At 72.4% G+C, this 24,032-nt stretch carries 23 protein-coding genes and 1 tRNA gene; 12 read left to right on the top strand and 12 right to left on the bottom strand.

Annotated features, from left to right (window positions below):
- The first annotated feature begins 28 nt into the window (after positions 1-28).
- On the top strand, positions 29-1,285 hold the full coding sequence (dinB, locus tag ACO229_RS09635; protein WP_423464715.1) for a DNA polymerase IV: 1,257 nt from the start codon (positions 29-31) through the stop codon (positions 1,283-1,285).
- A 12-nt stretch (positions 1,286-1,297) separates the two neighbouring features.
- Here the strand turns inward: dinB and recQ are convergent, their stop codons facing one another.
- Complete coding sequence (recQ, locus tag ACO229_RS09630) at positions 1,298-3,166, bottom strand: DNA helicase RecQ (protein ID WP_423464714.1); 1,869 nt, start codon at positions 3,164-3,166, stop codon at positions 1,298-1,300.
- Positions 3,167-3,285: 119 nt separating this feature from the next.
- Entirely contained in the window at positions 3,286-4,254 is a 969-nt protein-coding gene (locus ACO229_RS09625; RefSeq protein WP_423464713.1) for an alpha/beta hydrolase family protein, read from the bottom strand.
- 115 nt (positions 4,255-4,369) lie between these two features.
- Between ACO229_RS09625 and ACO229_RS09620 the strand changes: the two genes are divergently transcribed.
- Positions 4,370-5,014 (top strand): TetR/AcrR family transcriptional regulator, encoded by a 645-nt coding sequence (locus tag ACO229_RS09620; protein ID WP_423464712.1) that lies wholly within the window; start codon positions 4,370-4,372, stop codon positions 5,012-5,014.
- A 115-nt stretch (positions 5,015-5,129) separates the two neighbouring features.
- Positions 5,130-5,217 (top strand) — tRNA-Leu (locus tag ACO229_RS09615).
- A gap of 199 nt (positions 5,218-5,416) precedes the next feature.
- Here the strand turns inward: ACO229_RS09615 and ACO229_RS09610 are convergent.
- Together ACO229_RS09610 and ACO229_RS09605 are read right to left on the bottom strand one after the other, a co-directional pair.
- A complete protein-coding gene (locus tag ACO229_RS09610) occupies positions 5,417-5,725 on the bottom strand; it encodes a hypothetical protein (protein WP_397411718.1) in 309 nt (102 codons plus the stop codon).
- A 176-nt stretch (positions 5,726-5,901) separates the two neighbouring features.
- On the bottom strand, positions 5,902-6,384 hold the full coding sequence (locus ACO229_RS09605) for a MarR family winged helix-turn-helix transcriptional regulator (protein WP_397430200.1): 483 nt from the start codon (positions 6,382-6,384) through the stop codon (positions 5,902-5,904).
- 96 nt (positions 6,385-6,480) lie between these two features.
- Here ACO229_RS09605 and ACO229_RS09600 point away from each other — a divergent pair, with 96 nt between their 5' ends.
- Positions 6,481-7,101, top strand: a complete 621-nt coding sequence (locus ACO229_RS09600; RefSeq protein WP_397430201.1) for an NADPH-dependent F420 reductase — start codon at positions 6,481-6,483, stop codon at positions 7,099-7,101.
- Between the two features lie 50 nt (positions 7,102-7,151).
- Positions 7,152-7,802, top strand: a complete 651-nt coding sequence (locus ACO229_RS09595) for an NAD(P)-dependent oxidoreductase (RefSeq protein ID WP_397430202.1) — start codon at positions 7,152-7,154, stop codon at positions 7,800-7,802.
- A gap of 99 nt (positions 7,803-7,901) precedes the next feature.
- Here ACO229_RS09595 and ACO229_RS09590 read toward each other — a convergent pair whose 3' ends face one another.
- A complete protein-coding gene (locus ACO229_RS09590; protein ID WP_397430203.1) occupies positions 7,902-8,357 on the bottom strand; it encodes a hypothetical protein in 456 nt (151 codons plus the stop codon).
- 143 nt (positions 8,358-8,500) lie between these two features.
- Here ACO229_RS09590 and ACO229_RS09585 point away from each other — a divergent pair, with 143 nt between their 5' ends.
- On the top strand, positions 8,501-9,247 hold the full coding sequence (locus ACO229_RS09585) for an SDR family oxidoreductase (protein ID WP_423464711.1): 747 nt from the start codon (positions 8,501-8,503) through the stop codon (positions 9,245-9,247).
- A gap of 97 nt (positions 9,248-9,344) precedes the next feature.
- Here the strand turns inward: ACO229_RS09585 and ACO229_RS09580 are convergent, their stop codons facing one another.
- From ACO229_RS09580 to ACO229_RS09560, 5 genes are all read right to left on the bottom strand, one after another.
- Positions 9,345-10,439 carry an SDR family oxidoreductase gene (locus tag ACO229_RS09580; protein WP_423464710.1) on the bottom strand — a complete coding sequence of 365 codons (1,095 nt, stop codon included), beginning with the start codon at positions 10,437-10,439 and terminating at the stop codon, positions 9,345-9,347.
- Positions 10,436-10,927: a MerR family transcriptional regulator gene (locus ACO229_RS09575; protein ID WP_423464709.1), complete on the bottom strand. Its 492-nt coding sequence runs from the start codon at positions 10,925-10,927 to the stop codon at positions 10,436-10,438. Before ACO229_RS09575 ends, ACO229_RS09580 begins: the two co-directional genes overlap by 4 nt.
- A gap of 122 nt (positions 10,928-11,049) precedes the next feature.
- The gene (locus tag ACO229_RS09570) at positions 11,050-14,865 is read right to left on the bottom strand and encodes a S8 family serine peptidase (RefSeq protein WP_423464708.1); all 3,816 of its coding nucleotides are present in this window, start codon (positions 14,863-14,865) and stop codon (positions 11,050-11,052) included.
- Between the two features lie 189 nt (positions 14,866-15,054).
- The gene (locus ACO229_RS09565; protein WP_397411700.1) at positions 15,055-16,071 is read right to left on the bottom strand and encodes an SGNH/GDSL hydrolase family protein; all 1,017 of its coding nucleotides are present in this window, start codon (positions 16,069-16,071) and stop codon (positions 15,055-15,057) included.
- 139 nt (positions 16,072-16,210) lie between these two features.
- On the bottom strand, positions 16,211-16,825 hold the full coding sequence (locus ACO229_RS09560; protein WP_397411698.1) for a TetR/AcrR family transcriptional regulator: 615 nt from the start codon (positions 16,823-16,825) through the stop codon (positions 16,211-16,213).
- A gap of 89 nt (positions 16,826-16,914) precedes the next feature.
- On the opposite strand from ACO229_RS09560, the gene ACO229_RS09555 reads away from it, so the two are divergent.
- Positions 16,915-17,622: an SDR family NAD(P)-dependent oxidoreductase gene (locus ACO229_RS09555; RefSeq protein WP_397430207.1), complete on the top strand. Its 708-nt coding sequence runs from the start codon at positions 16,915-16,917 to the stop codon at positions 17,620-17,622.
- Between the two features lie 85 nt (positions 17,623-17,707).
- Positions 17,708-18,079: a YybH family protein gene (locus tag ACO229_RS09550; RefSeq protein WP_423464707.1), complete on the top strand. Its 372-nt coding sequence runs from the start codon at positions 17,708-17,710 to the stop codon at positions 18,077-18,079.
- Between the two features lie 127 nt (positions 18,080-18,206).
- On the opposite strand, the gene ACO229_RS09545 is transcribed toward ACO229_RS09550, so the two are convergent.
- Positions 18,207-19,037 carry an alpha/beta fold hydrolase gene (locus tag ACO229_RS09545; RefSeq protein WP_423464706.1) on the bottom strand — a complete coding sequence of 277 codons (831 nt, stop codon included), beginning with the start codon at positions 19,035-19,037 and terminating at the stop codon, positions 18,207-18,209.
- 93 nt (positions 19,038-19,130) lie between these two features.
- Here ACO229_RS09545 and ACO229_RS09540 point away from each other — a divergent pair, with 93 nt between their 5' ends.
- Positions 19,131-19,523: a winged helix-turn-helix transcriptional regulator gene (locus tag ACO229_RS09540; protein WP_423464705.1), complete on the top strand. Its 393-nt coding sequence runs from the start codon at positions 19,131-19,133 to the stop codon at positions 19,521-19,523.
- Between the two features lie 17 nt (positions 19,524-19,540).
- Here the strand turns inward: ACO229_RS09540 and ACO229_RS09535 are convergent, their stop codons facing one another.
- A complete protein-coding gene (locus tag ACO229_RS09535) occupies positions 19,541-20,617 on the bottom strand; it encodes a LacI family DNA-binding transcriptional regulator (protein ID WP_423464704.1) in 1,077 nt (358 codons plus the stop codon).
- A gap of 202 nt (positions 20,618-20,819) precedes the next feature.
- Here ACO229_RS09535 and ACO229_RS09530 point away from each other — a divergent pair, with 202 nt between their 5' ends.
- The 3 genes from ACO229_RS09530 (at position 20,820) to ACO229_RS09520 (ending at position 23,970) form a co-directional block, all read left to right on the top strand.
- A complete protein-coding gene (locus tag ACO229_RS09530; protein ID WP_423464703.1) occupies positions 20,820-22,175 on the top strand; it encodes an ABC transporter substrate-binding protein in 1,356 nt (451 codons plus the stop codon).
- Between the two features lie 65 nt (positions 22,176-22,240).
- Positions 22,241-23,149: a carbohydrate ABC transporter permease gene (locus ACO229_RS09525; protein ID WP_397430355.1), complete on the top strand. Its 909-nt coding sequence runs from the start codon at positions 22,241-22,243 to the stop codon at positions 23,147-23,149.
- On the top strand, positions 23,146-23,970 hold the full coding sequence (locus tag ACO229_RS09520; protein WP_397411684.1) for a carbohydrate ABC transporter permease: 825 nt from the start codon (positions 23,146-23,148) through the stop codon (positions 23,968-23,970). Before ACO229_RS09525 ends, ACO229_RS09520 begins: the two co-directional genes overlap by 4 nt.
- The last annotated feature ends 62 nt before the right edge of the window (positions 23,971-24,032 follow it).

Here is a 24,032-nt window from a genome sequence, read left to right as displayed (position 1 = left end):
CGAACACGCGTTCGAGTACCATGGCCGTATGTCCCAGCCCGGCGCCACGATCCTGCACGCCGACCTGGACGCGTTCTACGCGTCGGTCGAGCAGCTGCTGGACCCTGCGCTGCGCGGGCGCCCGATCGCCGTCGGGGGCGGGCCGCGCGGGGGCGTGGTGCTCGCGGCCTCCTACGAGGCCAAGGTCCACGGGGTCCAGGGCGGGATGCCGGGCTGGCGAGCGGCCCGGCTCTGTCCGGACCTCGTGTTCGTGCGGGGCCACTTCGGGGAGTACCAGCGCCTGGGTGACGCCGTGATGGCGGTCCTGGCCGACGTCACGCCGACGGTCGAACGGATCTCGATCGACGAGGCGTTCCTCGACGTGTCGGGGGCGACGCACCTGTTCGGCCCGCCCGCCGCGATCGGGGCGCGGATCCGTGAGCGCGTCCGTGCCGAGGTGGGTCTGCCCATCTCGGTCGGTGCCGCACGGACCAAGCACCTCGCCAAGATCGCCTCCCAGGTGGCCAAGCCGGACGGGCTGGTCGTCGTCGACCCGGGCGCCGAGCGCGAGTTCCTCGACCCGCTGCCCGTCGGCCTGATCTGGGGCGTGGGTCCCGTGACCGGGCAGCGGCTCGCCGACCTCGGCATCCGGACGATCGGCGAGCTGGCGCGCACCCCGTCGTCCGCGGTCGAGCACATCCTCGGGCACGCCGTGGGCCACAAGATCAGCGCGATGGCGCAGGACCAGGACGCCCGCCGGGTCGTGACCAGCCGCCGCGCCCGCTCCGTGGGAGCCCAGTCGGCCCTGAGCCGGCGCGCTCCGGAGCCCGAGGGCGTCCGGGCGGTCCTGGCGCACCTGTCCGACCGGGTGTCGCGGCGCCTGCGGGCCAAGCAGCGCGCGGGGCGCACGGTGACGGTGGCGGTCCGCTTCGCGGGGATGCAGCGGGCGACGCGGTCGCTCACGCTGCCGGTCCCGGTCGCCGCCACGCTCACCCTCACCGAGGTCGCGGTGCGGCTGGCCTGGTCCGCGATCGAGGACGCGGCCCCGTGCGAGATCACGCTGCTCGGCGTCTCCGTCTCGAACATCGTGGACCAGACGGCGGTCCAGCTCGAGCTCGACCTCCAACCGCCCGACCCGTGGCGGCCCGGCTCCGGGCCGGGCGTGGCGCGCAGTGCGGTCGACGAGTCGGTGGACGCGATCCGCTCGCGGTTCGGCACCGACGCCGTCGGCTACCTCCCGGTGGTGCTGCGCCGTGGCGGCGTCGTGCCCGACGAGTTCCGTGAGCTCGCCGAGCACGACCTGTGAGCGCGGCCCCGGTCAGTCCGTGGCATGCAGCGCCGCCAGGATGCCCGCGCCGTAGCGGTCCAGCTTCGCCTGTCCCACGCCGCTGATCCCGCTCAGCGCGTCCAGGTCCGCCGGCCGTTCGGTGGCCACCGCGCGCAGCGTCGCGTCGTGGAACACCACGTAGGCGGGCACGCCCTGCTCCTTGGCGGCCGCCGCACGCCACGCGCGCAGCCGCTCGAAGACGCCCTGGTCGGCGTCCGACAGTGCCGCGCCCTCCGGGCGTGTCCCGCCCGCGCGGGCCGGCCGGCGGGCGCCGCCCTGGGGGCGCGGGTCGCGCCGCATCCGCACCTCACGGCGCCGGCCCAGGACCTCACCGCTGGCCTCCGTGAGCAGCAGGGTGCCGTGGTTCGAGTCGACCTCCAGCAGCCCCTGGGCCAGGAGCTGGCGGGCCACCGAGCGCCACTCCGCCTCCGAGAGGTCTTCCCCGACCCCGAACACGGTGAGCTCGTCGTGCCTCCACTGCGTGATCTTCGGCGTCGCCCTGCCGCGCAGGATGTCCACCACGTGCCCGACGCCGAACCGCTGGTTGCGCTCGCGGTCCAGCCGGTACACCGCGGACAGCAGCTTCTGGGCCGCGACGGTGCCGTCCCACGCCTCCGGCGGGTTCTGGCACGTGTCGCACGCACCGCACCCGCCCGGATGGTCCTGACCGAAGTAGCGCAGGAGCTGTGCCCGCCGGCACTCGACGGTCTCGCACAGCGCCAGCATGGCGTCCAGGTGCGCCGAGAGCCGGCGGCGGTGGGCGAGGTCTCCCTCCGACTCCGCGATCATCCTGCGCTGCTGCACCACGTCGGCCAGGCCGTAGGCGAGCCATGCCGTCGAGGGCAGGCCGTCGCGCCCCGCGCGGCCGGTCTCCTGGTAGTAGCCCTCGACCGACTTGGGCAGGTCGAGGTGCGCGACGAACCGGACGTCCGGCTTGTCGATGCCCATGCCGAACGCGATGGTGGCGACCATGACGACGCCGTCCTCGCGCAGGAACGTCGACTGGTTGGCGGCACGCACGGGGGCTGGTAGCCCCGCGTGGTACGGCAGCGCGCGGATGCCCTGCTCGGTGAGCTGGTGGGCCGTCTTCTCGACGGATGCGCGCGACAGGCAGTAGACGATGCCCGCATCACCCGCGTGCTCGGTGCGCAGCAGGTCCAGGAGCTGCCGGCCGGGGTTGTCCTTGGGTGCGACGCGGTAGGTGATGTTGGGCCGGTCGAAGCTCGCGACGAAGTGCCGCGCGTCGGTCAGGCCCAGGCGCGTGGCGATCTCCTCGCGCGTGTGCCGGGTCGCCGTGGCGGTCAGGGCGATGCGAGGGATGCCGGGCCAGCGTTCCGCCAGCTCGCTCAGGCGCAGGTAGTCGGGGCGGAAGTCGTGGCCCCACTGGGACACGCAGTGCGCCTCGTCGATCGCGAACAGCGCGATGGTGCCCTGGTCGAGCAGGCGGGCGGTCGACTCGACGCCGAGGCGCTCGGGCGCGAGGTAGAGCAGGTCGAGCTCGCCCGACCGGTAGGCCTGCTCCACCTCGCGTCGCTCGTCCGGGTTCTGCGTGGAGTTGAGGAACCCGGCCCGGACGCCGAGCGCCGCCAGTGCGTCGACCTGGTCCTGCATGAGGGCGATCAGCGGTGAGATCACCACGCCCGTGCCCTGCCGGACCAGGGCCGGGATCTGGTAGCACAGCGACTTGCCGCCGCCGGTCGGCATGAGCACGAGGGCGTCACCGCCGCCCGTGACGGTCTCGATGATCTCCTGCTGGTCGCCGCGGAAGGCGTCGTAGCCGAACACGTCACGCAGCACGTCCAGCGGGGTCGGCGCCAGGTCGAGCGCGGGTGCGGTCGGGGCGCCGTCCGGTGAAGTCATGGCCGCCAGTGTGCCAGGAGCCGGTGACACCGGCCGCCCTGGTGGCGTGGACCCTGTGGACAACGGTCGACGTCCACCGAGTCGGGGCGCACGGCGTGGCGCAGCACGTGTCCGGGCGGTTACTTGGACTCGACGTGACCGACCGAGCCGCCGACGTCGGCCAGAGCGGTGCTCGCCCGTGCCCACGAGGGATCGGCCGGGTCCAGCGCGGTGCGCAGGTACGCCGTGGTCAGGCGGGCCAGGACCGCCACGCGCTCCGGGTTCTCGTCGGTGGTCTCGGCGGCCTCCCAGCCCGAGATGCCGCCCAGGCCGTGGGCCGCCCCGGACAACGTGAGCAGGTCGGTGGCCCCGGGCGCGTGGGTGTAGGCGTCGGTGAACCAGTCGGGCCCCCGGCTGGTGAGCTGCGACTGGTCCGCGTCACCGGCCACGACCAGCGTGGGCGTCGTCAGCTCGGCGAACGACGGGTTCATGAACGGGAAGTGCTCCCGGGCGAACGGCTGCAGCTCGTCACCCGCGAGACCGGCCGTGGCCAGCAGGACGCCGGCGCGCACGCGCCGGTCCGTCCAGTCCGGACCGGGCCGGCCGGCCTCGTCCAGGACGCGCGCGCCGAGCAGCATCTGCACGGTCTGCCCGCCCCAGGAATGGCCGGCCGCGGCCACGACGTCGCGGTCGACCCGGCCGGCGAGGCCCGGGACGGCGTCCTCGACGGTGCCGAGCTGGTCCAGGACGCTCACCAGGTCCTCGCGTCGCCGGGCCCAGACCTGACCGAACCGGGGGTCGTCGAACGCGATGCCGTCGCGACGCGAGTCCAGGTGCGTGGGCTGCACCACGACGAACCCGCGGGAGGCCCAGAACGCGGTCAGGGGCGCGTACCCGTCGTAGGACCAGCCGTTGCCGTGGGAGAACAGGAGCACCGGCAGGTCCGTACCGGTGACAGGGGCGGAGACGCGCACCTCGAGCGGGCGGGCGCGGCCGGGGGAGTCGAGCGTGACCGGCGCGACGGAGACGACGGGTTCGCCGTGGCCGACGACGTCGTCCAGGGCGCGGACGATCGGGGTACCGATGGCTGTTGCGGGGGTGGTGCTCATGGTGGGTGTGCCGTCCTTTGCATGGAGGGCCTCCGCCCGGGAGAATGGAAGCGGAGCGCCGTTCCGGATCATACGGAGCGCTGTTCCGTTTAGCAAGCATCGACGAAGGTGACCCATGACGACGTCTGACCCCACCCCGGCCGGCACGACCTCCCGCGCGCGACGCGCCGACGCCCGGCGCAACGAGCAGGCGCTCCTGGACGCCGCGGCCGCCGTGTTCGTCACGGACGGCGTGGACGCCCCCGTCCGGCTCATCGCCGCCCGTGCCGGGGTGGGCATAGGCACGATCTACCGGCACTTCCCGACCCGGCCCGCGCTGGTGGTGGCCGTCTACCGGCATCAGGTGGAGGCGCTCGCGGAGGCCGGGCCGGTCCTGTTGCGCGAGGCGGGGGACGCGGGCCAGGCCCTGCGCCGCTGGGTGGCGGGCTTCGTCGACTTCCTCGTGACCAAGCACGGACTGGCCGATGCCCTCGGGGCCGACGCGGGGGAGGGGGCGAACGCGCTGCACGAGTACTTCATCGACCGGCTCGTGCCGGTGTGCGACGCGCTGCTGGAGGCCGCGGTAGGCCCCGCCGCCTCGGGCCGCGTGACCGGCTACATGCTCATGCGCGGCATCGGGAACCTGTCCATCGGCGGGTGCGACGCGCTGCGCTACGACGCGTCGCGCCTGGCCCAGCTGCTGGTGGCCGGCGTGCTCGCCGAGGGGGGCGACCAGGGGCCGGCGTGCGGGGAGGTCTCGACGGCGCCGGGCGCGCGCTGAGGCGGATCCTGGCGCGCGGCCCAGGTCACACGCTTTTCGATTCGGAACCGACGCGTCCTGCGTGCTATGTTTTTCCACGCACCGGGACGGCGGAAACGCCGGGATCGGTCCACCTGTCCGGGTGGCGGAATGGCAGACGCGCTAGCTTGAGGTGCTAGTGCCCTTTATCGGGCGTGGGGGTTCAAGTCCCCCTCCGGACACCACTGATGACCTGCGGAGACGCTGAGTTCCGGGTCTCATGTGAGTACCTCGTGTACTCACCGCTACGTGTATCACGCCCCTGCCCTGCTCCAGGCGGGGGCGTTTTCGTCTCCACGACATGTCGCCAGCATGTCGTTGCTCTGTGCCATCGTGCCTGATGAGCCTCTGGTTCCGGTGGCCGTGCCGGACACCGGACCAGCGTCACGACCTGTTGCCGGGCTGGTGGCCGCTGGCGAGCTCGTGGGCCTCGGCGGCGAGCTCCGGCCAGTCCTCGGGGTCCGAGACCGTCACCCAGTCGGCGCCAGGGTCGTGCCTGAGGAGCACCGCGATGTCGCGCTCGATGAGATCTTTCGCGCGGCCGGCGGGCAGGCGGACGGCGAGCGAGGTGCCCGCCAGGAAGGCGAATGCTGTCTGGCGGACCACGAGGGCTCCGTCGCGCACCGTGACGTCGAGGTCCGGGTCCTGTTCGAGAGCGGTTCGGAGAGCTTCGTATCGGGCGTCCGCGGTCATCGTGCTGTCTCCTGTCGTGCACCTGGGGTGGTCTGACGACCATCTCGTCGATCCTATGGCTCGATCTCCGAGCCCACCCGGCTCGGTGCTCGTGGACGGGCTCCGGTTGGGGTCACGGGCCTGTGCCTCGACCACGAGAGCGCACGTCGTCGCACCGATCCCGCGAGCCCGAGCCGTCATCCGGTCGTGTCGAACGGCAGGTGCCCGTCCAGCCTGTCCCGGATGACGGCCGTCACCTCGGCCAGGGCGTCGAGCTGCTCCGGGGTGAGCGCGTCGATCACGAGGCGCCGTGCGGTGGCGAGGTGGCCGGGCATGGCGCGGACCAGTGCCGCTCGGCCGGTCTGTGTGAGCTGGACGTTGGTCGCTCTCCGGTCGTCCGGGTCGGGCGAGCGGTGGACGAGGCCGCGCTTCTCCAGTCGTGAGCACACGTGCGACAGCCGCGGCAGGGTGGCGCTGGTGGTCTCGGCGAGGGCGGTCATGCGCAGCGTGCTCTCGGGGGCGAAGCGCAGGGCGCTGAGCACGAAGAACTCGAAGTGGGTCATGTCCGAGTCGCGCTGGAGCTGGGAGTCCAGGGCCGTGGGGAGCAGCTGGCACACGGTGACGATGCCCAGCCAGGCGTCGGACTCCTGCTTGGTCATGCGGGCGACCTGGAATGCCATGGCCGCATCGTACGTTACTTGATGCGACAACCAAGTGTGTGCGACCGTGTGGGCGCTCGACCCATAAGTTGTCGCAACAACCAAAGGATGGAAGACATGACGACGGTGACGATCATCGGGGCAGGCAACATCGGCGGCGCGGTCGCCGCGCTGGCGAGCAAGGCGGGGGCGGGTGTGCAGGTGCTCGCCCGGGACCCGGAGAAGGCGGCCACGGTCGCCGCACCGCTGGGCGCCGAGGCAGGCCGGGTGGGGGACGCGATCACGGGCGACGTGGTGGTGCTGGCGCTGCCGTACCAGGCCGTGGCCGAGGTGCTCGACCAGTACAAGGGCCGGCTGGCGGGCAGGACGCTGGTCGACGTGACCAACCCGGTCGACTTCTCCACGTTCGACGACCTCGTGGTGCCCGCCGACTCCTCGGCCACCCGGGTCATCCAGGACGCGGTGCCCGACGCGCACGTGGTCAAGGCCTTCAACGCCAACTTCGGGGCCACGATCGCCACCGGCGAGGCGGGTCCGCTGGTGACGGCGGTCCTGGTCGCGGGCGACGACGGCGCGGCGAAGCAGGCGGTGGTCGACCTGGTGACGGCCGCGGGCCTGCGGGCCGTGGACGCCGGTGCGCTCAAGCGGGCGCGCGAGCTGGAGGCTCTCGCGTTCCTCGGCATCACGCTGGCCGCCGCCGAGAAGACCCCCTGGACCGGCGGATTCACGCTGATCTGATCATGCTGGTCTGAGGCTTCACGACCGGAACACGAGTGAGGGAGCAGGAAATGGCACGCATCACAGTCCTGGGTGGTACCGGTTACGCGGGCGCCGCACTGGTCGCGGAGGCGCAGCGGCGCGGTCACGAGGTCACGGCGGTCAGCCGCACGGCGCCCGACGCCCCGGTGCAGGACGTCGAGTACGTCACCGGCTCGGTGCTCGACGCCGACGTCCTGGATGCCGTCACCGCAGGGCGCGACGTCGTCGTGGTCGCGCTGTCGCCGCGGGGCGACATGGCCGGGCGGATCGAAGGCGTGGTGGAGGACCTGATCGGGCGGCTCGCCGGCACGCCCGCCCGGCTGGGCTACGTGGGCGGGGCGTCGTCGCTCCACGTCACCGAGGGCGGGCCTCGGCTGTGGGACGTCACCGAGGACCAGCTCCCGGCCGAGACCAAGCCCGAGATCCAGACCGGCCTCGACGCGCTCGAGCTGCTCCGCTCCAGCCCGGCGGGTCTGGACTGGTTCTACGTGAGCCCGCCCGCCGACTTCGGCGCGTGGCTCGGCACCCCGGACAAGGGCACCTACGTGCTGGGTGGTGACGTGCTGCTCCGGGCCGACGACGGGACCTCCACCATCTCCGCGGCCGACCTGGCGCTGGCGGTCCTCGACGAGATCGACACCCCGGAGCACCACCGCTCCCGGTTCACGGCCATCCACTGAGGGCCGAGGTGGTCGTCGCCGGTCGCCCGGACACCCCTGATCGGGGGTGACCGGGCGACCGTGCCGGAGCGGCACCCGCGGGCCGGACGGATCGTGGCCTCAGGTACGGGGGCTGGTTGCCGCGTCCCCGTTCGATCCGGCAGGTGCTGTCCGGCGGGCACGCCAGGCGACCAGGAGCAGGACGAGCGCCAGCGCCACCTCGATGCCGAGCCCCGTGCCCACCCCGACGGCGTCGCGCAGCGAGAAGTGGTCGAAGTGGCGGACGTGGAAGGTGAAGTGGGTCGCGGCATAGATCAGGTAGCCGGTGAGGGCGGACAGGACCACGTTCCGGTCGAGCGTCCAGGCGGCGACGTAGAGGACGGCGGTCAGAGCCAGGCCGAGCCCGCCGATGTCGGTGACCAGGTGCTCGTTGTACGGGGGATCGAGGCGCACGGTGGGGAAGCCGTCGTAGAACGAGCGGGGGAAGAAGTACTGCCAGACCGAGACGAGGGTCTGCAGCGCGGCCAGGAGGAGGAGCCCTGCCCGCAGCCAGGTCGTGGAAGGTCCAGGTGTCATACCCGTCAGACAACGAGCGCCGCCGATCGGTGACACGGCGCCGACGCCTTGCTGTGTGACTCCGGTCACGCCGGGCCCCTGTCACGAACCGCGGACCCGCGTGGTCGATGTGGTGTACACGGCATCGAGCGACGGGAGTGACGATGAGGATCGCGGTGGCCGGTGGTACCGGCGTGGCCGGACGGCTGGTGGTCGAGGAGCTCCGGACGCGGGGGCACGTCCCGGTGGTGCTCTCGCGCGGGCAGGGCGTCGACCTGCTGACCGGGGCAGGGGTGGACCGGGCGCTGGAGGGTGCCGAGGCCGTCATCGACGTCAGCAACGTGATCACGATGCGCAAGGCGGTCGCCGTCGGCTTCTTCGACCGGGCCGGGCGGCACCTCCTCGATGCGGCGCGGCGGGCCGGGGTGGGACACCTGGTGACCCTGTCGATCGTGGGCGTCGACCGCGTGCGCAACCCGTACTACGACGGCAAGCTGCGCCAGGAGGAGATCGTCCGCGACGGGTCGGTGCCGTGGACCATCCTGCGTGCCACGCAGTTCCACGAGTTCGCCGGCCAGATGCTCGGCAGCGTCGCGGGGCCGGTCGCGGTGGTGCCCACGGCGAGGGTGCAGCCCGTCGCGGTGCGTGAGGTGGCGCAGGCACTTGCCGACCTGGTCGTCGAGCCGGCGCGAGCCATGGCACCCGAGCTCGCCGGCCCGCAGGTCGAGTCGCTGGCCGACATGGCGCGCCGGCTGATGGCTGCGGGTCGTGCCCGGCGGCGTCCGGTGCTGCCGGTGTACCTTCCCGGCGGGATGAGCCGCGGTGGCCTGCTGCCCACGGGGCAGGGCCCACGCGGTACGCAGACGTTCGCCGAGTGGCTCGGGCAGCAGACCCCGGCGACGCCCGCCTGACACGGTGGGCGCGAGACGCCGCGGCGCCGGCCATGGCGCCGCGGCGTGCTCGACCCTGGCGGCCAGGTCTCCCGCGCCCGGCGAAGGGCGAGGAGCGTCAGGAGCCGTCGGGCAGGGTCAGGCCCAGCCGGATCTGCCCTTCGGCGGTCGCGACGATCGTGTCGCGGACGTCGCGGGGCTCCCAGCCCAGCACGGACCGGGCCTTGTCGTTGCTGATGACCGGGATGCGCCCCTGGAGTGCTGCGGCGTCGGCCAGGGCCGGGTCGGTCCGGGCGGCCTCGCGGACCTGTTCGACGGTCAGCTCGGTAGCGGGCAGCAGGTCGGCGGCCGCGGGGTAGTGCTCGCGCAGGATCTGCGCCATGTCGAAGAAGCTGATCGCAGGTCCGCCGACGGCGATGAAGCGCTCACCGGCGGCCTTCGGGTGCACCATGGCGCGCAGGTGGGCGTCCACGACGTCGCGGACGTCGACGACGCCGAAGTACATGACCGGGACCACCGGCATCTGCCCGGTCAGCATGGCCTTGACCAGGCCCATGGAGGCCGACGGCCGGTCACCGAGCTGGGGACCGAAGATGCCGGTGGGGTTGATCACGGTCAGCTCGATGTCCCCGTGGGCCTGGACGTCGTCCCAGGCGGCACGTTCGGCCAGCACCTTCGACCGGTGGTAGGCGGGCAGCCCGGGGGTCTGCGGGTCGGTCCAGTCCAGCTCCGAGTAGTGGTCGTCCGGCTTGAGCGTGTAGCCCACGGCGGCATAGGAGGACGTCATGACGACGCGCGGGACCCCGGCCCGGCGGGCCGCGGCGATGACCCGCAGCGCGCCGTCACGTGCGGGGCGGATCAGCTCCTCCTCCGTCTCCGGAGGCGTGAACGGGAAGGGCGAGGCGTGGTGCAGCACGTGGCTGACGCCGTCCATGGCCTGCGCCCAGCCGCGGTCGTCGCTCAGGTCGGCGACGGCGAACTCCAGCCGGCCGGCCGGTTCGACGTCGGCCTGGCGGAGCGCGGACAGCACGGTGGCCCGCTGCTCGGGTCCGCGGACCGTGACGCGGGTGCGGTGCCCCTCGCGCACCAGCCGCGCGACCGTGTGGCTGCCGAGGAACCCGGTGCCGCCCGTGACGAGCACGGTACCGAGCGCGGTACCGAGCTCAGTACCGAGCTCAGCGGGGGACGGGGTGATGAGGTCTTCTGTGCTCAACGTGATCGGTCCTTCGTCCTGGATTCGAGGTGAGCGCTGGTGATGTCGTGCATGACGCGCGTGACGGCGTCGATCGCCTGCGCCTCGGCATCCGCGTCGCCGCGTACGCGGGCGTCCCACATGTCTGCCTTGCCGCGCAGGTACCTCAGGCGCACCTGGAGCTGTTCGATCTCGGCGGCGAGCTTGCCCGCCTGCGTGGTGAACAGGTCGCGTTGCTCGGCAGCGGCGGAGGCGCCCTGGGCGAGCAGGTCCAGGTAGCGGCGCAGGCCGTCGACGGTCATGCCCGACGAGCGCAGGCAGGCCAGCGCCTCGACGCGGTCCACGGCCTCGGGGCCGTAGCGGCGGTGGCCGCTGGACCCGTCCCGGGGGATCTCGCCCAGCAGGCCGATCTGCTCGTAGTAGCGCAGCGTCGGCTCGCTGAAACCGGACCTCCGGGCCATCTGCTGGATGGTGAGATCCGCGGTGTGCTCTCTGGTCGCTCCTGCCATGCCGACAGCCTCCGATACCTCAAGCGCTTGAAGTCAAGCGGGACCCGGAGACCCACGAAACCGAACGACGAAGGCCCCCGCCACCTGGCGGGGGCCTCCGTCGCGTACCGACGCCGGACGGCTCAGCGGCGGGCGTCCACCGCGAACGCGTCGATCACCGTCTCGGAGAACGTCGCGCCCGCCGCGTCCCGCGCCTCGGAGCGCAGCGAGACCGTCGTCGCCCCGCGCGGGACGGTGACGTTCGCGGTGTAGGCGCCGGCCGTCCGCGTCGGGGTGACGCGGACAGGCGCCCAGTGCGCGCCGCCGTCGGCGGAGGACCACAGCTTCAGGCTCGTCACGCGTGCGGTGCCGGTCGCGCCGTCCTGGTGCGACACCCTGAGGTCGAGCGCCGTGGTGCGCCGGTCCGCGGTGTTGTACTCGTCCAGCCCCCGCACCCCGTAGTCGAGCTGGAGCAGCGGCAGCACCTCAGGGGTCCTGGTCGCTCCCGAGGTGAAGCCCCACTCGGTCGTCACGTCGGTGGACAGCGGCCACCAGGGGGTCTCGCGCTGCGTGTCCAGCCGGATGCGGAACCGCTCGCGGGCCGAGCCGACGTCGTGCGTGGCGAAGGTGCCGAACGTGTCGTCGGTGAGCAGCTCGTCGCCCCGCCAGACGCGGAACCGGCCCGTCGACGCCTCGTCGGGACCCCACTCCTGGGCATGGCCCGCGCCGTCGACCCGGTAGGGCAGGTCGATCGCCAGCGTGCTGCCGTCGCGGTGGACGGCGGCGTCCTGCGGCGCTGCCGGTGACTCCCAGAACCCGCCGTGGTGCACCTGGGCGTTGTACGTCTCCTGGGGCTGCCGCCCGGGGGAGTAGGTCGTCGCCGTGCCGTCCACCCACGCGGGCCAGGCGTTCAGGCCCTGCGCGGCGGTCGCGCCGCGCTGGAACTGCACGCCGGGCTCGGTCGAGTAGTAGACCGTCCGGTCGCTCACGGCTCCGGTGGTCCACGACTGCTGCCAGCCGCTCATCGTGCTGCCGCTGGTGATCGTGACCCGCTCCGCGTTGCGGAGCCCGGGCGCGAACGGCTTGAACGACCGCAGCTCGGTCTCGACGGCGGCGAGGTCCCTGGCCGAGGGCCGGTAGGTGAGCGAGCGGGGGATCGTCGTGCCGCCCTCGGTGTAGCCCAGCACGTACTGGTAGGACGGCGTCGCGCGGCCCGTGCCCCGCAGGGTCGCACCGCGGTGTGCCGCGTCCACGAGGGCCAGCCCGAGGTCGCGCTCGAGCGTGAGCGTCGGCAGGGCCTGGTCCTCCATGGTGTTGATCGTCCGGTTGTCCACCTGGTGGTAGAACGGGCCCGGCGTGGACCCGTACACGATCAGCGCGACCGCGCCGGCGTCCTTCGCGGCCCGGGACTGCGGGTTGAGCGACAGGTCCCCGGTGTCCTCGACCAGCACGACCGCGCCCTGGGCCCGTACCTCGGCCAGCTCCTCGGGCGTGCCCGTCCCCCCGTCCACGAGCCGCGCCGCCATCCGGCCCTCGTACCGCGGCGAGCGGACCGCCCAGCCGAGCTCGCGGGACACGTCGAGCGGCTTGCCCCGGCCGGTGGCGGAGACGTCGAGCAGCGGCTGGTCGAGCAGGTAGCGCGACGCGACCGTGGTCCCGCCCGTCAGAGGGCCGTCGCCCGGCAGCACGTAGGCGGTGAGATCCATGCCGCCGGTGTAGTCGCCGGTGCTGAACGAGACGTCGGTGACCACCGGGCCGACGCGGCCGGGCAGGTCGCGGACCAGCTCGGAGGACAGGGCGCGGGGAGCGACCTTCTGCGGCGTGTCCATCCGCACCGGCACGGCGGTGCTGCCGTCCAGCACGAGGGTCACGTCGCCCGCCGTCAGGTCGGCGTCCCGGGCGAAGTTGACCACGCCGTCCAGGAAGGCCGCCTTGGGGGACACCGCGTCGAAGAGCTGGCCCAGGACCGCGTACCGGCCGGCAGGCAGGCGCACCTCGGCCACGCCGTCGGTGAACTGGAACCACTGGTTCACGTTCGGGTCGTCGATGCCGTGGACCCAGCCCGCGTCGGGGTTGCCCGCGGGCAGCCCGCCCAGGCGGCTCGCCTCGATGCGCAGCGTGTACATGTCGGGGTCGACCTGGAAGGCCAGCACGGTCCGGACGGCGGGGAAGCCGGCCCCGCTCGCACGCAGCACCCCGGCGAAGACGTCGGGCTCGTCGACGCGCGGGTCGATCGTCACGTCGACCGACGCCGTGCCGTGGGCCGGGATCGCCAGGGAGTCGGCGGACAGCGACGTCAGACCCGCGGGGACCGGCTCGCCGTCGGCCGCGTTGACCGAGAGGGCGAGGTCCACCTCGACGGCCGTGTCCGAGTCGTTCGTGTACGTCACCGTCTCGGTCCGCGGCTCCTGGTCGGCCCGGGGCGAGCCGAACAGGCCGAACGAGAGCGACGCCGGTGTGGCGTAGACGGTCTCGGCGATCGCGCCGGGCACCCAGGCGCGCCCGGCGCCCTCGGCGAACACCGAGTTGCCCGCGGGCTGGGCGGAGCCCATGAGCACGGACTTGAGGGCCTCGCCGTCCAGGCCCGGGCGTGCCTGCTTGAGCAGCGCGGCCGCGCCGGCCACGTGCGGCGTCGCCATCGAGGTGCCCGACATGGCCGCGTAGTGGTCGCCCACCGGCACCTCGGGGCTGGTACCCGCGGCCCGGGCGGCGACGATCCCGTCGCCGGGCGCCGCGATGTCCGGCTTGATCGCGTGGTCGCCGGCCCGGGGCCCCATCGAGGAGAAGTACGCGATGGCGTCCGAGTCCGTCACGGCGCCGACCGTCAGGGCGCTGTCGGCCGTGCCGGGCGTCGTGACCGTGAACGGCGTGCCCCAGTTGCCCTCGTTGCCCGCTGCGATGGTCACCAGCGTGTCGTAGCGCTCGGACACCGCGTCCACGGCGAGCGCCGCCGGGTCGGTGCCGTCGGTGTAAGCACCACGGACGCCCAGGCTCATGTTGATGACGTCGGCCCCGTTGGCCGCCGCCCACTCCATGGCGTCGATGGCCCAGGACTCCTCGCCCTCGCCCTCGTCGTTCAGCACGCGGCCGTTGAGCAGCCGGGCACCGGGGGCCATACCGCGGTTCTCTCCGTCCGACGCCTCGCCGCTGCCCGCGATGATCGAGGCGACGTGCGTGCCGTGGCCGAGCGCGTCGCCGGCGCTGCCCGACCCGGTGAAGTCGCGTTCGAGGGCCACGACGCCGCCGTCGAGGTCGGGGTGGCTCGTGTCGATGCCGGAGTCCAGGACCGCGACGGTGACCCCCGTGCCGTCGACGCCGGCGTCCCACGCGTCGGTCGCGCCGATCTGGGGCGCCGAGTCGGCGTCCGAGGTCTCGAGCGGGGCGTCGAGCCAGACCTTGGTCACGGTCTCGCCCTCTTCGGCGGCGTCGACGAGCTCGCGGGCGTCGTCGGCCGGGACGTCGCCGGCGACCGCGTCGATGGACTCCAGGGACCGGTCGACGTCGACGCCGAGGGTCTTCCAGGCCGGCGCGCCGGCCCGCGCGGCGCGGGCGCCGGTGGTCCCGACGATCACGGGCAGGTCGGTGCCCTCGTCCTGCGCCGCGTCGAGCGCGGCGACGTCGAAGAGCCTCAGGTCGAGCCGGTCCGGGACCAGGGGCGCGACGTCCGAGGGGACGACGAAGTAGTGGCCGGCCGCGTCGCCGAAGGCCTCGTAGGTGACCGGGCGGCCGTCGGGGCGGGGTGCGGCCTCGAACCCGACGGTCGGAGAGCCGTCGGCGCCGGTGCCGGTGGTGACGCGGTCGCCGGTCACGAGGACGACGTCGGCGTCGGGGACCGCGGGCGGCGACGCCGCGCTCGCGGCCGCGTCCGGTGGCGTGGGGCTCTCGGCGGCCGCCGTCGGCAGGACGCCCACGACGAGTGCGGCGACCGTGGCCGCGACGACTGATCTTCTCGTTCTCACGACGATCTCCAGGGTTCACGCAGTGTGGTCCGCGCGGAAGGCCGGACCTGTCGGGCAGACGCTGGCATGCGTCCTGACCACTGCCGTGACGCCCGTGTGTCGAAAACGTTTCAACCCCTCTGGCCGAATGGGGTGAGCTGTCGGGTGCGACGGAGCCCGTCCGGCCCGTGGGCCGGACGGGCTCGCGTCCTAGGCGTGGGACCCGGTCGCCCGCCAGGCGTCGTAGTCGACGCCCTTCTCCTTCGCCAGCTCGCGCAGCCGGTCCTCGGTCGGCGGCCGGAAGAGCTTCGGCCTGATCGAGCGGTCCTGCTCGGCGTACCTCCGCTGGAGCTCCGCCTGGTCCGCGGCGCCGGCCCGCGCCGCGGTGAGGACGGCGTCGGTCGCCACGCTGCTCGTCCCGGTCAGTACACCGCTGACGAGCGGGAGGTAACCGGTGGAGTGGCCGAGCCGGTTGGGGTGGTAGGACTCCTGGACGGGGTTGGAGAACCCGTTGATCCACTCGGTCGAGTCGCACACCGCGTGGCCGGTGAACCGGCTGACCGGGTTGACGAACGTGAACCCCCGCGCGGACGCTGCGGAGGAGGTGACCGAGTTGATGAGCACGACGGCGTTGTTGAGCGCCGTCTGGTCCTCGGGGCTGAAGAAGGTCGCGAGGTTGCAGTCCTCACCCATGAAGATCTTCGGGTAGCCCACCACGACGACCTTCGCGTTCGGTGCCCGCGTGCGGATCGCGCCGTACACGGCGCTCAGTCGGCCCGGGAGCGTGCCGTTGATGAACGAGCGGGCACCCGCCACCGCACCGGCACAGTCGCTGGCCCACGCCGGGAGGGCGCACTCGGTGAGCACGTCGGCGAAACCGGCGTCGTTGCCGCCCACCGAGATGGTCACGAAGCGGGTGCTGGAGCTCAGGGCGCTGAGCTGGGTGTTCTGCACGTCGGCCACGACCGCGCCCGAGCAGGCGCGGAAGTTGAGCGTGTAGCCCTTGGCCGCCGCGGTGAGGCTGGCGTAGGCGTAGGTCGAGCGCAGGCACTCGGTGCCGTCGTCGATGTAGGTCCTGGTGCCGGTTCCGGAGGAGTAGGAGTCGCCGAGGGCGACGTAGGACTCGCCGGCGGCGTACGACGGCGGCGCCGGTGTCGCCGTGAGTCCGATGGTGGCCAGGCCGGTCGCCGCGATGGCTCCGACGATGCGTAACAGGTGTCGCTTCATGGACAGCACCCCCCGCAGGTATGCCGGGTCACCCCTGATGACCCGGTCTGTACCTTTATAGGCGGCACTTCCAGAAAAGGGCAATGGATCATTAATGAACAGTGTGCGATCAGTCAGGAACGCCTCAGGCCCGCCGGCGTCAGGCCGCGTTCGCCGGTGTGAGCCCGAGCAGCAGCAGGCTGTTCTGCCAGAGGGCGTCCAGGTGCGAGGGGTCGTTGAACACCTTGGCGAAGAGCACGAGCCCTTCGAGCTGCGCGACGATCGCCTTGGCGGCGCCGTCCACGTCCTCGACGGGGCGCTCCAGGTCGCCCGACTCGACGGCCGCGGCGAGGCGGGTGCGGATCATGTCGATCTGCTCGTCGAAGATCTCCTGGAGCCGTACCCGTACCGGCTCGTTCTGGGAGCTGACCTCCAGTGCCAGGTTGCCGAAGAGGCAGCCCGTGACCCACCCCGTGCCCGCGCGGGCATCGATCTGCATCTGGGCGGTGGCGTCGAACAGCCCGCGCAGCCGTTCGAGGATCGTGCCAGGGCCGTCCAGGATCTGCGCCCAGACGCCCTGCTGCCAGGACCAGTGGCGGTCGATGACGGCCAGCGCCAGTGCCTCCTTGGACGGGAAGAAGTAGTAGAAGGACCCCTTGTTCACGCCGGCGTGCGCACAGAGCTCCGCGACGCCGATCGAGCCGTAGGGGCGCTGGGAGAACAGTTCCACGCCCGCTTGGATCAGGCGTTCTCGACCATCTGAGCTTCTCGGCATGTTGACAGTATACGACCGGTCAACTATAACGGGAAGCGGTCGGTAGTTGACCGACCGTCTACTAGATCGAACGACAAGGAGCTCAGGCAATGAGCACTCGCAAGGTAGCCATCGTCACGGGGGCCTCCCAGGGCATCGGTGCAGGCCTCGTGGTCGCGTACCGGCAGCTCGGGTACGCCGTCGTGGCCAGCTCGCGCACCATCGACCAGGAGGAGGCGGACGACCTCGCGGTCGTCGCGGGAGACATCTCGGACCCGGCGACGGCGGACATGATCGTCAAGACCGCCGTCGAGCGCTTCGGGCGCGTCGACACGCTCGTGAACAACGCCGGCGTCTTCATCGCCAAGCCGTTCACCGAGTACACCGCCGAGGACCTCGACACCATGGTCGCCATCAACGTCGGCGGCTTCTTCCACCTCACCCAGCGCGTCATCCCGCACATGCAGGCGTCCGGTGGCGGACACGTCGTCAGCATCACCACCACCCTCGTCGAGAGCGCGCTGTCCGTGTTCCCCTCCGCCCTGGCCTCCGTGACCAAGGGTGGTATCGCCTCGGCGACCCGCGCGCTGGCCATCGAGTACGCGGCGCAGGGCATCCGTTTCAACGCCGTCTCGCCCGGCGTCATCAAGACCCCGATGCACCCCGAGGAGACGCACGAGGCGCTCGCCGGCCTCCACCCGATGGGCCGCCTCGGCGAGATCGACGACGTCGCCCGCGGCGTCGTCTACCTGGAGCAGTCGCCCTTCGTGACGGGCGAGTTCCTGCACATCGACGGCGGGCAGATCGCCGGCCACTGAGCCGTGACGGGGCGGCCCGCCGGGCCGCCCCGTAGGTCCCGCCCGCCGTCCCGTCGTCGAACGACCGAACCAGGAGACCCTTGTCATGACCCACCCCGAAACCGCCACCGCCACGATCTCGGCGCTGCTCGACCGCTGGGTGGACGGCATCCGCCGCCGCGATCTCGAGCAGATCGCCGCCCAGTTCACCGAGGACGCCCTGTTCCAGGGTTTCGACCCGGAGCCGGCCTTCGGCCGCGACGCCGTCATGGCCTACTACGGCAAGCAGCCGGTCGGGCTCACCGCCGATCACACCGTGCTCCACACCCGCGAGCTCGCACCGGGCGCCGTGCTCGGATACGCGGACGTCACCTTCCGTCGCCCGGACGGGCCGGTGCGCGTGCACCTCACCGTCGTCGCCGTGGAGCGGGACGGACGCTGGCTGATCAGCCACTACCACGTCTCCCGCGCGCTGTAGGGACGCGCGACGGCCCGGATGACGTAGGGCGCCGGCAGCGGTTCCCCGCGTCGGAGCCCGCACCGTGACACGCGAGCGCGCGGCGGCGACGCGTGCCCGCCGGCCGCAGGGTGCGGGCAGCAGCGGCTCAGGCCAGGAAGGCCTCCAGCAGCGCGGCGAGCTCGCGCGGCCGGTCCTGGGGGATGATGTGCCCGCAGTCCGGGACGACGTGGCCCACGATGTCGTCGGCGAGACGGCTGAGCTGACGGAACGTCGCGTCTCCGACGGGGGCGGCCCCCACCGTCATGACCGGCATGGTGAGCCGACCCGCAGCGGCGTCGGCGATCTGTGCGGCGCTCGCGGGCAGGGCCCGGTAGTACTCGAACGCGGACCGCAGCGAGCCGGTCCCGGCGTAGGTGCGGTGCACCTGGGCCCGGAAGGCGGCGTCGACCCCGTGGCCGCGGGTGCCCGCCCGGAGGAAGAAGTCGAGGTAGGGGGCCTCGTTGCCCGCCAGGACGTGCTCGGCCAGGCCCGGCACGGAGTGGAACCCGAACCACCAGGGGGCGCCGTCGCGCAGGAAGTCCTCGGCGCCCGGCAGGGTGCCCACCAGTCCCTCCATCGCGACCAGCCGGCGGACGCGGTCGGGCGCGGTCAGTGCCAGGAGCGTCGCCGTCGAGGCGCCGAGGTCGATGCCCACCACGTCCGCCGTGGCGACGTCGAGGGCGTCCAGGACGGCGACGGCGTCCGCCGCCGTGGTCGCGGCGTCGTACCCGCCGGCCGTGCGCTGCGAGTCGCCCAGCCCGCGCAGGTCGGGCGCGATCACCGTGCGCGCGGCGGCGAGCCGGGGGATCACGGGTGACCACACGGCCCAGGTGTGGGGAAAGCCGTGCAGCAGCAGGACCGCCGGGCCGGAGCCCGCGATCGCGACGTTCAGGTCGACGCCGTGGGCGGTCACGGTCCGTACATCGATGCCGGTCATCTCTCGTCCTCCGGTAACCATTGGTGACAACGTCACCGTAGGTAGGGTGGTGCCCGCGCGGAAGAGCGCACTTCGGTGAAAGGTGGTTACCCGGTGGTGACGACGAGTGGTGCGGGCGCCGGTCGGGGGGACCTGTTCGACCCGGCCTGCCCGACCCGGCAGCTCCTGGACCGCGTGGGCTCCAAGTGGACCGTGATGATCGTCAAGCTGCTCGCCGAGGACGGCGGGCGGGAGCTGCGGTTCGCCGAGCTCGACCGCCTCATGCCGGGGGTGTCGCACAAGATGCTGTCGCAGACGCTCCGGTCGCTCGGCGCGGACGGGCTGGTCGCGCGCCGGGTCGAGGACGCCGTGCCGCCGCGCGTGTTCTACGCGCTCACGCCGCTGGGTCGCTCGTTGTCGGGGCCGCTGGAGGTGCTGCGTGAGTGGGCGGAGGAGCACATCGCCGAGATCGACCGGGCGCGGACGGCGGCGTCGCGCTCGTCCTGAGAGGAGACGGCCAGGGGTCAGGTACCCGCCGCCCGTGGGGCGGCGACCGACCCTCGTGCCCGCAGGGGCATCGGCAGGCGGTGGACGACGGGAGCCGCCGTGGCGGGGGCGGCGTCGTTCCCCTGGGCCACCAGCTCCAGCAGCAGCTCGACGGCGCGTCGCCCGAGAGCGCGGTGGGGGAGCGCGAAGGTGGTGAGCCCGGGCCTGAGCCACCCGGCGACGGAGGCGTCGTCGAACGAGACGACGGAGACGTCGTCGGGGATGGTCAGGCCGGCCTCCTGGGCGGCTTGGTACGCGCCGAACGCGAGGCGGTCGTTGAAGCAGATGAGCGCGCGCGGCGGGCCGCCGCCTCCGGCGACGATCCGCTGGAACGCGTCCCAGCCCTGCTGCGGGAGCCACGCGGGATCCTCGTACCCGGAGCTGGGCCGGACGCCGGCGGCCTCCAGGGCGCCCAGGATCCCGGTGAGCCGCTGGTGGGCGGCCACGGACACCGCCGGCCAGTCGTCCGCTCCCGGGCCGGCGCCGATCAGGTGGATCTCCCGGTGGCCCGCGTCGAGGAGCAGCTGGGCGGCCTCGCGCCCGGCCCGCTCCTCGTCCGGCACGACGCTCGGGACGGTCGCCCCGGGCGGGGCGACGAGATTGAGCAGGACGGCGGGGATGCGGTCGACGTCCTCGGGCAGGGGCCGGGACCGGGTGAACATCGAGGCGAGGATGATCCCGTCGACCTGCCGGTCGAGCATCGCCTCGACGAGCTTGGCCTCCTCGGCCGGCTTGCCGCCGGTCTCGCCGATGAAGAGCATGAACCCCTGCTCCCGGCCGGCCTCGATCGCGCCCTTGATCATGTCGCCGGCGAGGCGGGAGGACGCCACGCTGTCGGACACGAACCCGAGCGTCCTGGTGGTGCCCTTGCGCAGCCCGACCGACACGGCGTTCGGCCGGTAGCCCAGGTCCTGGGCCGCGGCACGCACTCGTGCGTGCACCGCCTCGGAGATCCGCAGCTGGCGACCACGACCCGTCATGACCAGCGAGGCCGTCGACGACGACACCCCCGCTGCCCGCGCGACGTCGGCGAGCGTGACCCGCTTGTGTCCCACGGCCCTCCTCCCGTCGCCTGAATAGTAGCCAGACCGGCGGCCCCGCCGGTGCAGCGCCCGTCCGGGGATCGCCCGCCCGACACTTGACAGGTTCGAGCGACCGCGCCCATATTTGGCGATGCTAAGTCGGTTTAGCAATCCAGGCAAGGAAGCTCTGGAGCCCGAGCAGAGGGAGATGACGGTGTCTCGTCGACGAGGAAACATGCGCACACGGCTGGCGGCCGTACCCGTTCTGGGACTGACCACCGCACTGGTGCTGTCCGCCTGCACGCCACCCGGGGGCAGCACCTCCGACGAGCCCGGCGGGTCCGCGCCGTCCGGGCAGACCGCCGCCGGTGCGCCCACCTGCGGTTCGCAGGACGTCACGCTCGACTCGTACATCGAGACGGGCTTCCCGCTGTTCAAGGCGCTCGCGGACGAGTTCACGGCACAGCACCCGAACGTCACCTTCGAGATCCGCGAGGACCAGTTCGCGGTGCTCACCCAGAACGCGCCCCGCGTCCTGGCGGACGACCCGCCGGACCTCATGCGGCTGCCCCAGGTGTCCGAGCTCGCCGCGGACGGCCTGCTGCTCGACCTCGACGGCTACGCGCAGGCGCTCGGCTGGGACCAGTGGCCGTCCTCCCAGCTCGAGCAGATGCGGGTCGACGACGAGGGACGGCGCGGTGACGGCCCGCTGTACGCCATGGGGCTCAACTTCTCGATGACCGGTGTGTTCTACAACAAGGACCTCGCGGCGCAGATCGGCATGGACGAGCCCCCGGCCACGCTCACCGAGCTCGACGCGCTCATGCAGGCGGCCAAGGACGCCGACCTCACTCCCGCCGCCCAGTTCAACGGCGGTGCCACCGGCGGCCTCGCCTTCCCGCTCCAGGGCCTCATGGCCTCCTACGGCGACCCCTCGGAGATCAACGCCTGGATCTACCAGCAGCCGGGCGCGACGATCGACACCCCGGCCGGCCGTGAGGCGGCCGAGCACCTGCAGCGCTGGATCGACGCCGGGTACTTCGCCGAGGACATCAACTCGATGGACTACGCCACGATGATGAGCCGGTTCATCGACGGCCGCAGCGTCTTCATGTTCAACGGCGACTGGGAGTCCGGAAACCTCGACGAGCAGATGCCCGGCCAGGTCGGCTTCTTCCTCATGCCGCCCGTCGAGGAGGACGGCGGGATCGGCGCCATGTCCGCCCCGCTGACCTACGGCATCTCGGCCCGGGCGGAGCACCCGGACTGCGCGGCGTTCTTCCTGGACTGGATCGCCACGAACGACGAGGCGCGCACGATCGCCGTCGAGGTCGGCGGCTCGCACCCGATGGGCCCCACCGACGCCTTCATGCCCGAGGTCGACCCCGACACCGTCACCGCGCAGACGCTCCAGGCGGGTGCCGCCGTGGGCGAGAACAACGGCGCGATGGACTTCATCGCCAACGCGACCGGCTCCATCTACGCCAAGAGCTGGACGCCGAACCTCCAGAAGCTGGTCGCCGGCGAGCAGGACCCGGCCGGACTGCTCGGCTCCGTCCAGTCGGACTACGAGAGCCAGATCGGCGGCTAGGCCACACCATGACGCACTCAGCGCACGCCGGCCTCGCGCCGGACCGCCGCGCGGCCGGACCCGTCATGCCGCCGGTCAGCAGGCGTCGCGCCGGCCGGACGCGGCGCCTGCGCCAGGCCGGCACGGCCCTGCTGCTCCTCGTGCCCGCCGCGGTGGCCTACGGCATGTTCGTGATCCGCCCGATCCTCACCACGATGCAGTACTCGTTCTACGACTGGAACGGCATCTCGCCGTCGACCTGGGTGGGCCTGCAGAACTACACCCGCATCCTGACCGACCCCGAGCTGTTCGGGCCGATCCTGCACGCGTTCGAGCTCATCGTGTACTTCAGCCTCGTTCCCGTCTGCCTGGGACTGCTCGCCGCCGCGACCATCCGCAAGTTCGCGACCAGCCGGGTCGCGGTGGTGGCACGCGTGATCCTCTTCCTGCCCCAGGTCATCCCGCTCGTGGCGGCGGGCATCATGTGGACCTGGCTCCTGTCCACCGACGGCCTCGTGAACCAGCTCCTGCGCCTGGTCGGGCTCGGGTCGGTCGCCCGCGCCTGGCTCGGTGACTTCGACACCGCGCTGCCCGCCGTCGGCCTCATCGGGGCATGGGTCTCGCTCGGGCTGTGCATGGTCCTGCTGCTGGCGGGGATGACCAAGATCGACCCGGCACTGTACGAGGCCGCACGGCTCGACGGCGCCGGAGCGGTGCGCGAGTTCTTCGCCATCACCCTGCCCAGCGTGCGCCAGGAGCTCGCGGTGTGCCTGACCGTGACCGTGATCAGTGCCCTGGCGAGCTTCGACATCATCTACATCTCCACCCAGGGCGGGCCGGGCAACAGCACCCTCGTACCCGGCCTGGAGATCTACTACCTGGCCTTCTTCGAGCGCGAGGTCGGCCAGGCCTCGGCGCTCGCGGTCGTCCTGATGGTCCTCGTCCTCGCGGTCGTGCTGCCGCTCCAGCGGGTCACCCGCGGGAGGGAGTCATGATCACCTCGGCACGCGAGAAGCTGACCGGCCGCATCCTGCTGGTCCTGCTCATGGCGTTCACGATCGTGCCCTTCGTGAGCCTGTTCATCACCGCGCTGCACGAACCGGGCACGTACCCGGGAGGGCTCGCGCTGCCGGAGACCCCCTACTGGGGGAACTTCGTCACGGCGTTCCAGTCGGCCGACATGGCGGACATGCTGGTCTCCAGCGTGCTCATCGAGCTGGGCGTCGTGCCCGTCGCGCTCCTGATCGGCACCCTGGCCGGGTTCTCGCTCGGGCACCTGCGACCACCGGGACACCGGGCGATCTTCATCGCCTTCCTCCTGGGGCTCACGCTCCCGTTCGAGGGCGTCGTGGTACCGCTCTACTACCAGATCCGCGACCTGGGCCTGCTGAACACGCGCTGGGCGATCATCCTGCCGCTCATCGGCCTCTACATGCCGTTCGCGGTGATGTGGATGCGGGCGCACTTCGTCAACATGCCCGAGGACCTGTCCGAGGCCGCGCGCCTCGACGGCGCCTCGACATGGCAGCTCTTCACGCGGATCCACGTGCCCCTGTCGATGCCCGCGCTGTCCTCGCTGGCGATCCTGCTGTTCCTGTGGACGTGGAACCAGTTCCTCCTGGCCATCGTGCTCGTCGACGACCCGACCAAGCGCACGATGGCCGGCGCGCTCGGCGCCTTCCAGGGCCAGTGGGGGACCGACATCCCGCTGCTGTGCGCGGGGTCCCTGCTGATCCTGACGCCGACGCTGGCGGTCTTCCTGGTGTTCCAGCGGCACTTCGTGGCCGCGCTCATGCAGGGCGCGGTCAAGGGCTGACCCGACGGCCGGCCGGCGCCCGTCGAGGGGCGCCGGCCACTGCCTTCCCAGCCGACGCCCGG

The sequence above is a fragment of the Promicromonospora sp. MS192 genome, from assembly GCF_049532985.1.
Classification (GTDB): Bacteria; Actinomycetota; Actinomycetes; order Actinomycetales; family Cellulomonadaceae; genus Promicromonospora.
This window is presented reverse-complemented; position numbering and strand designations above follow the sequence as displayed.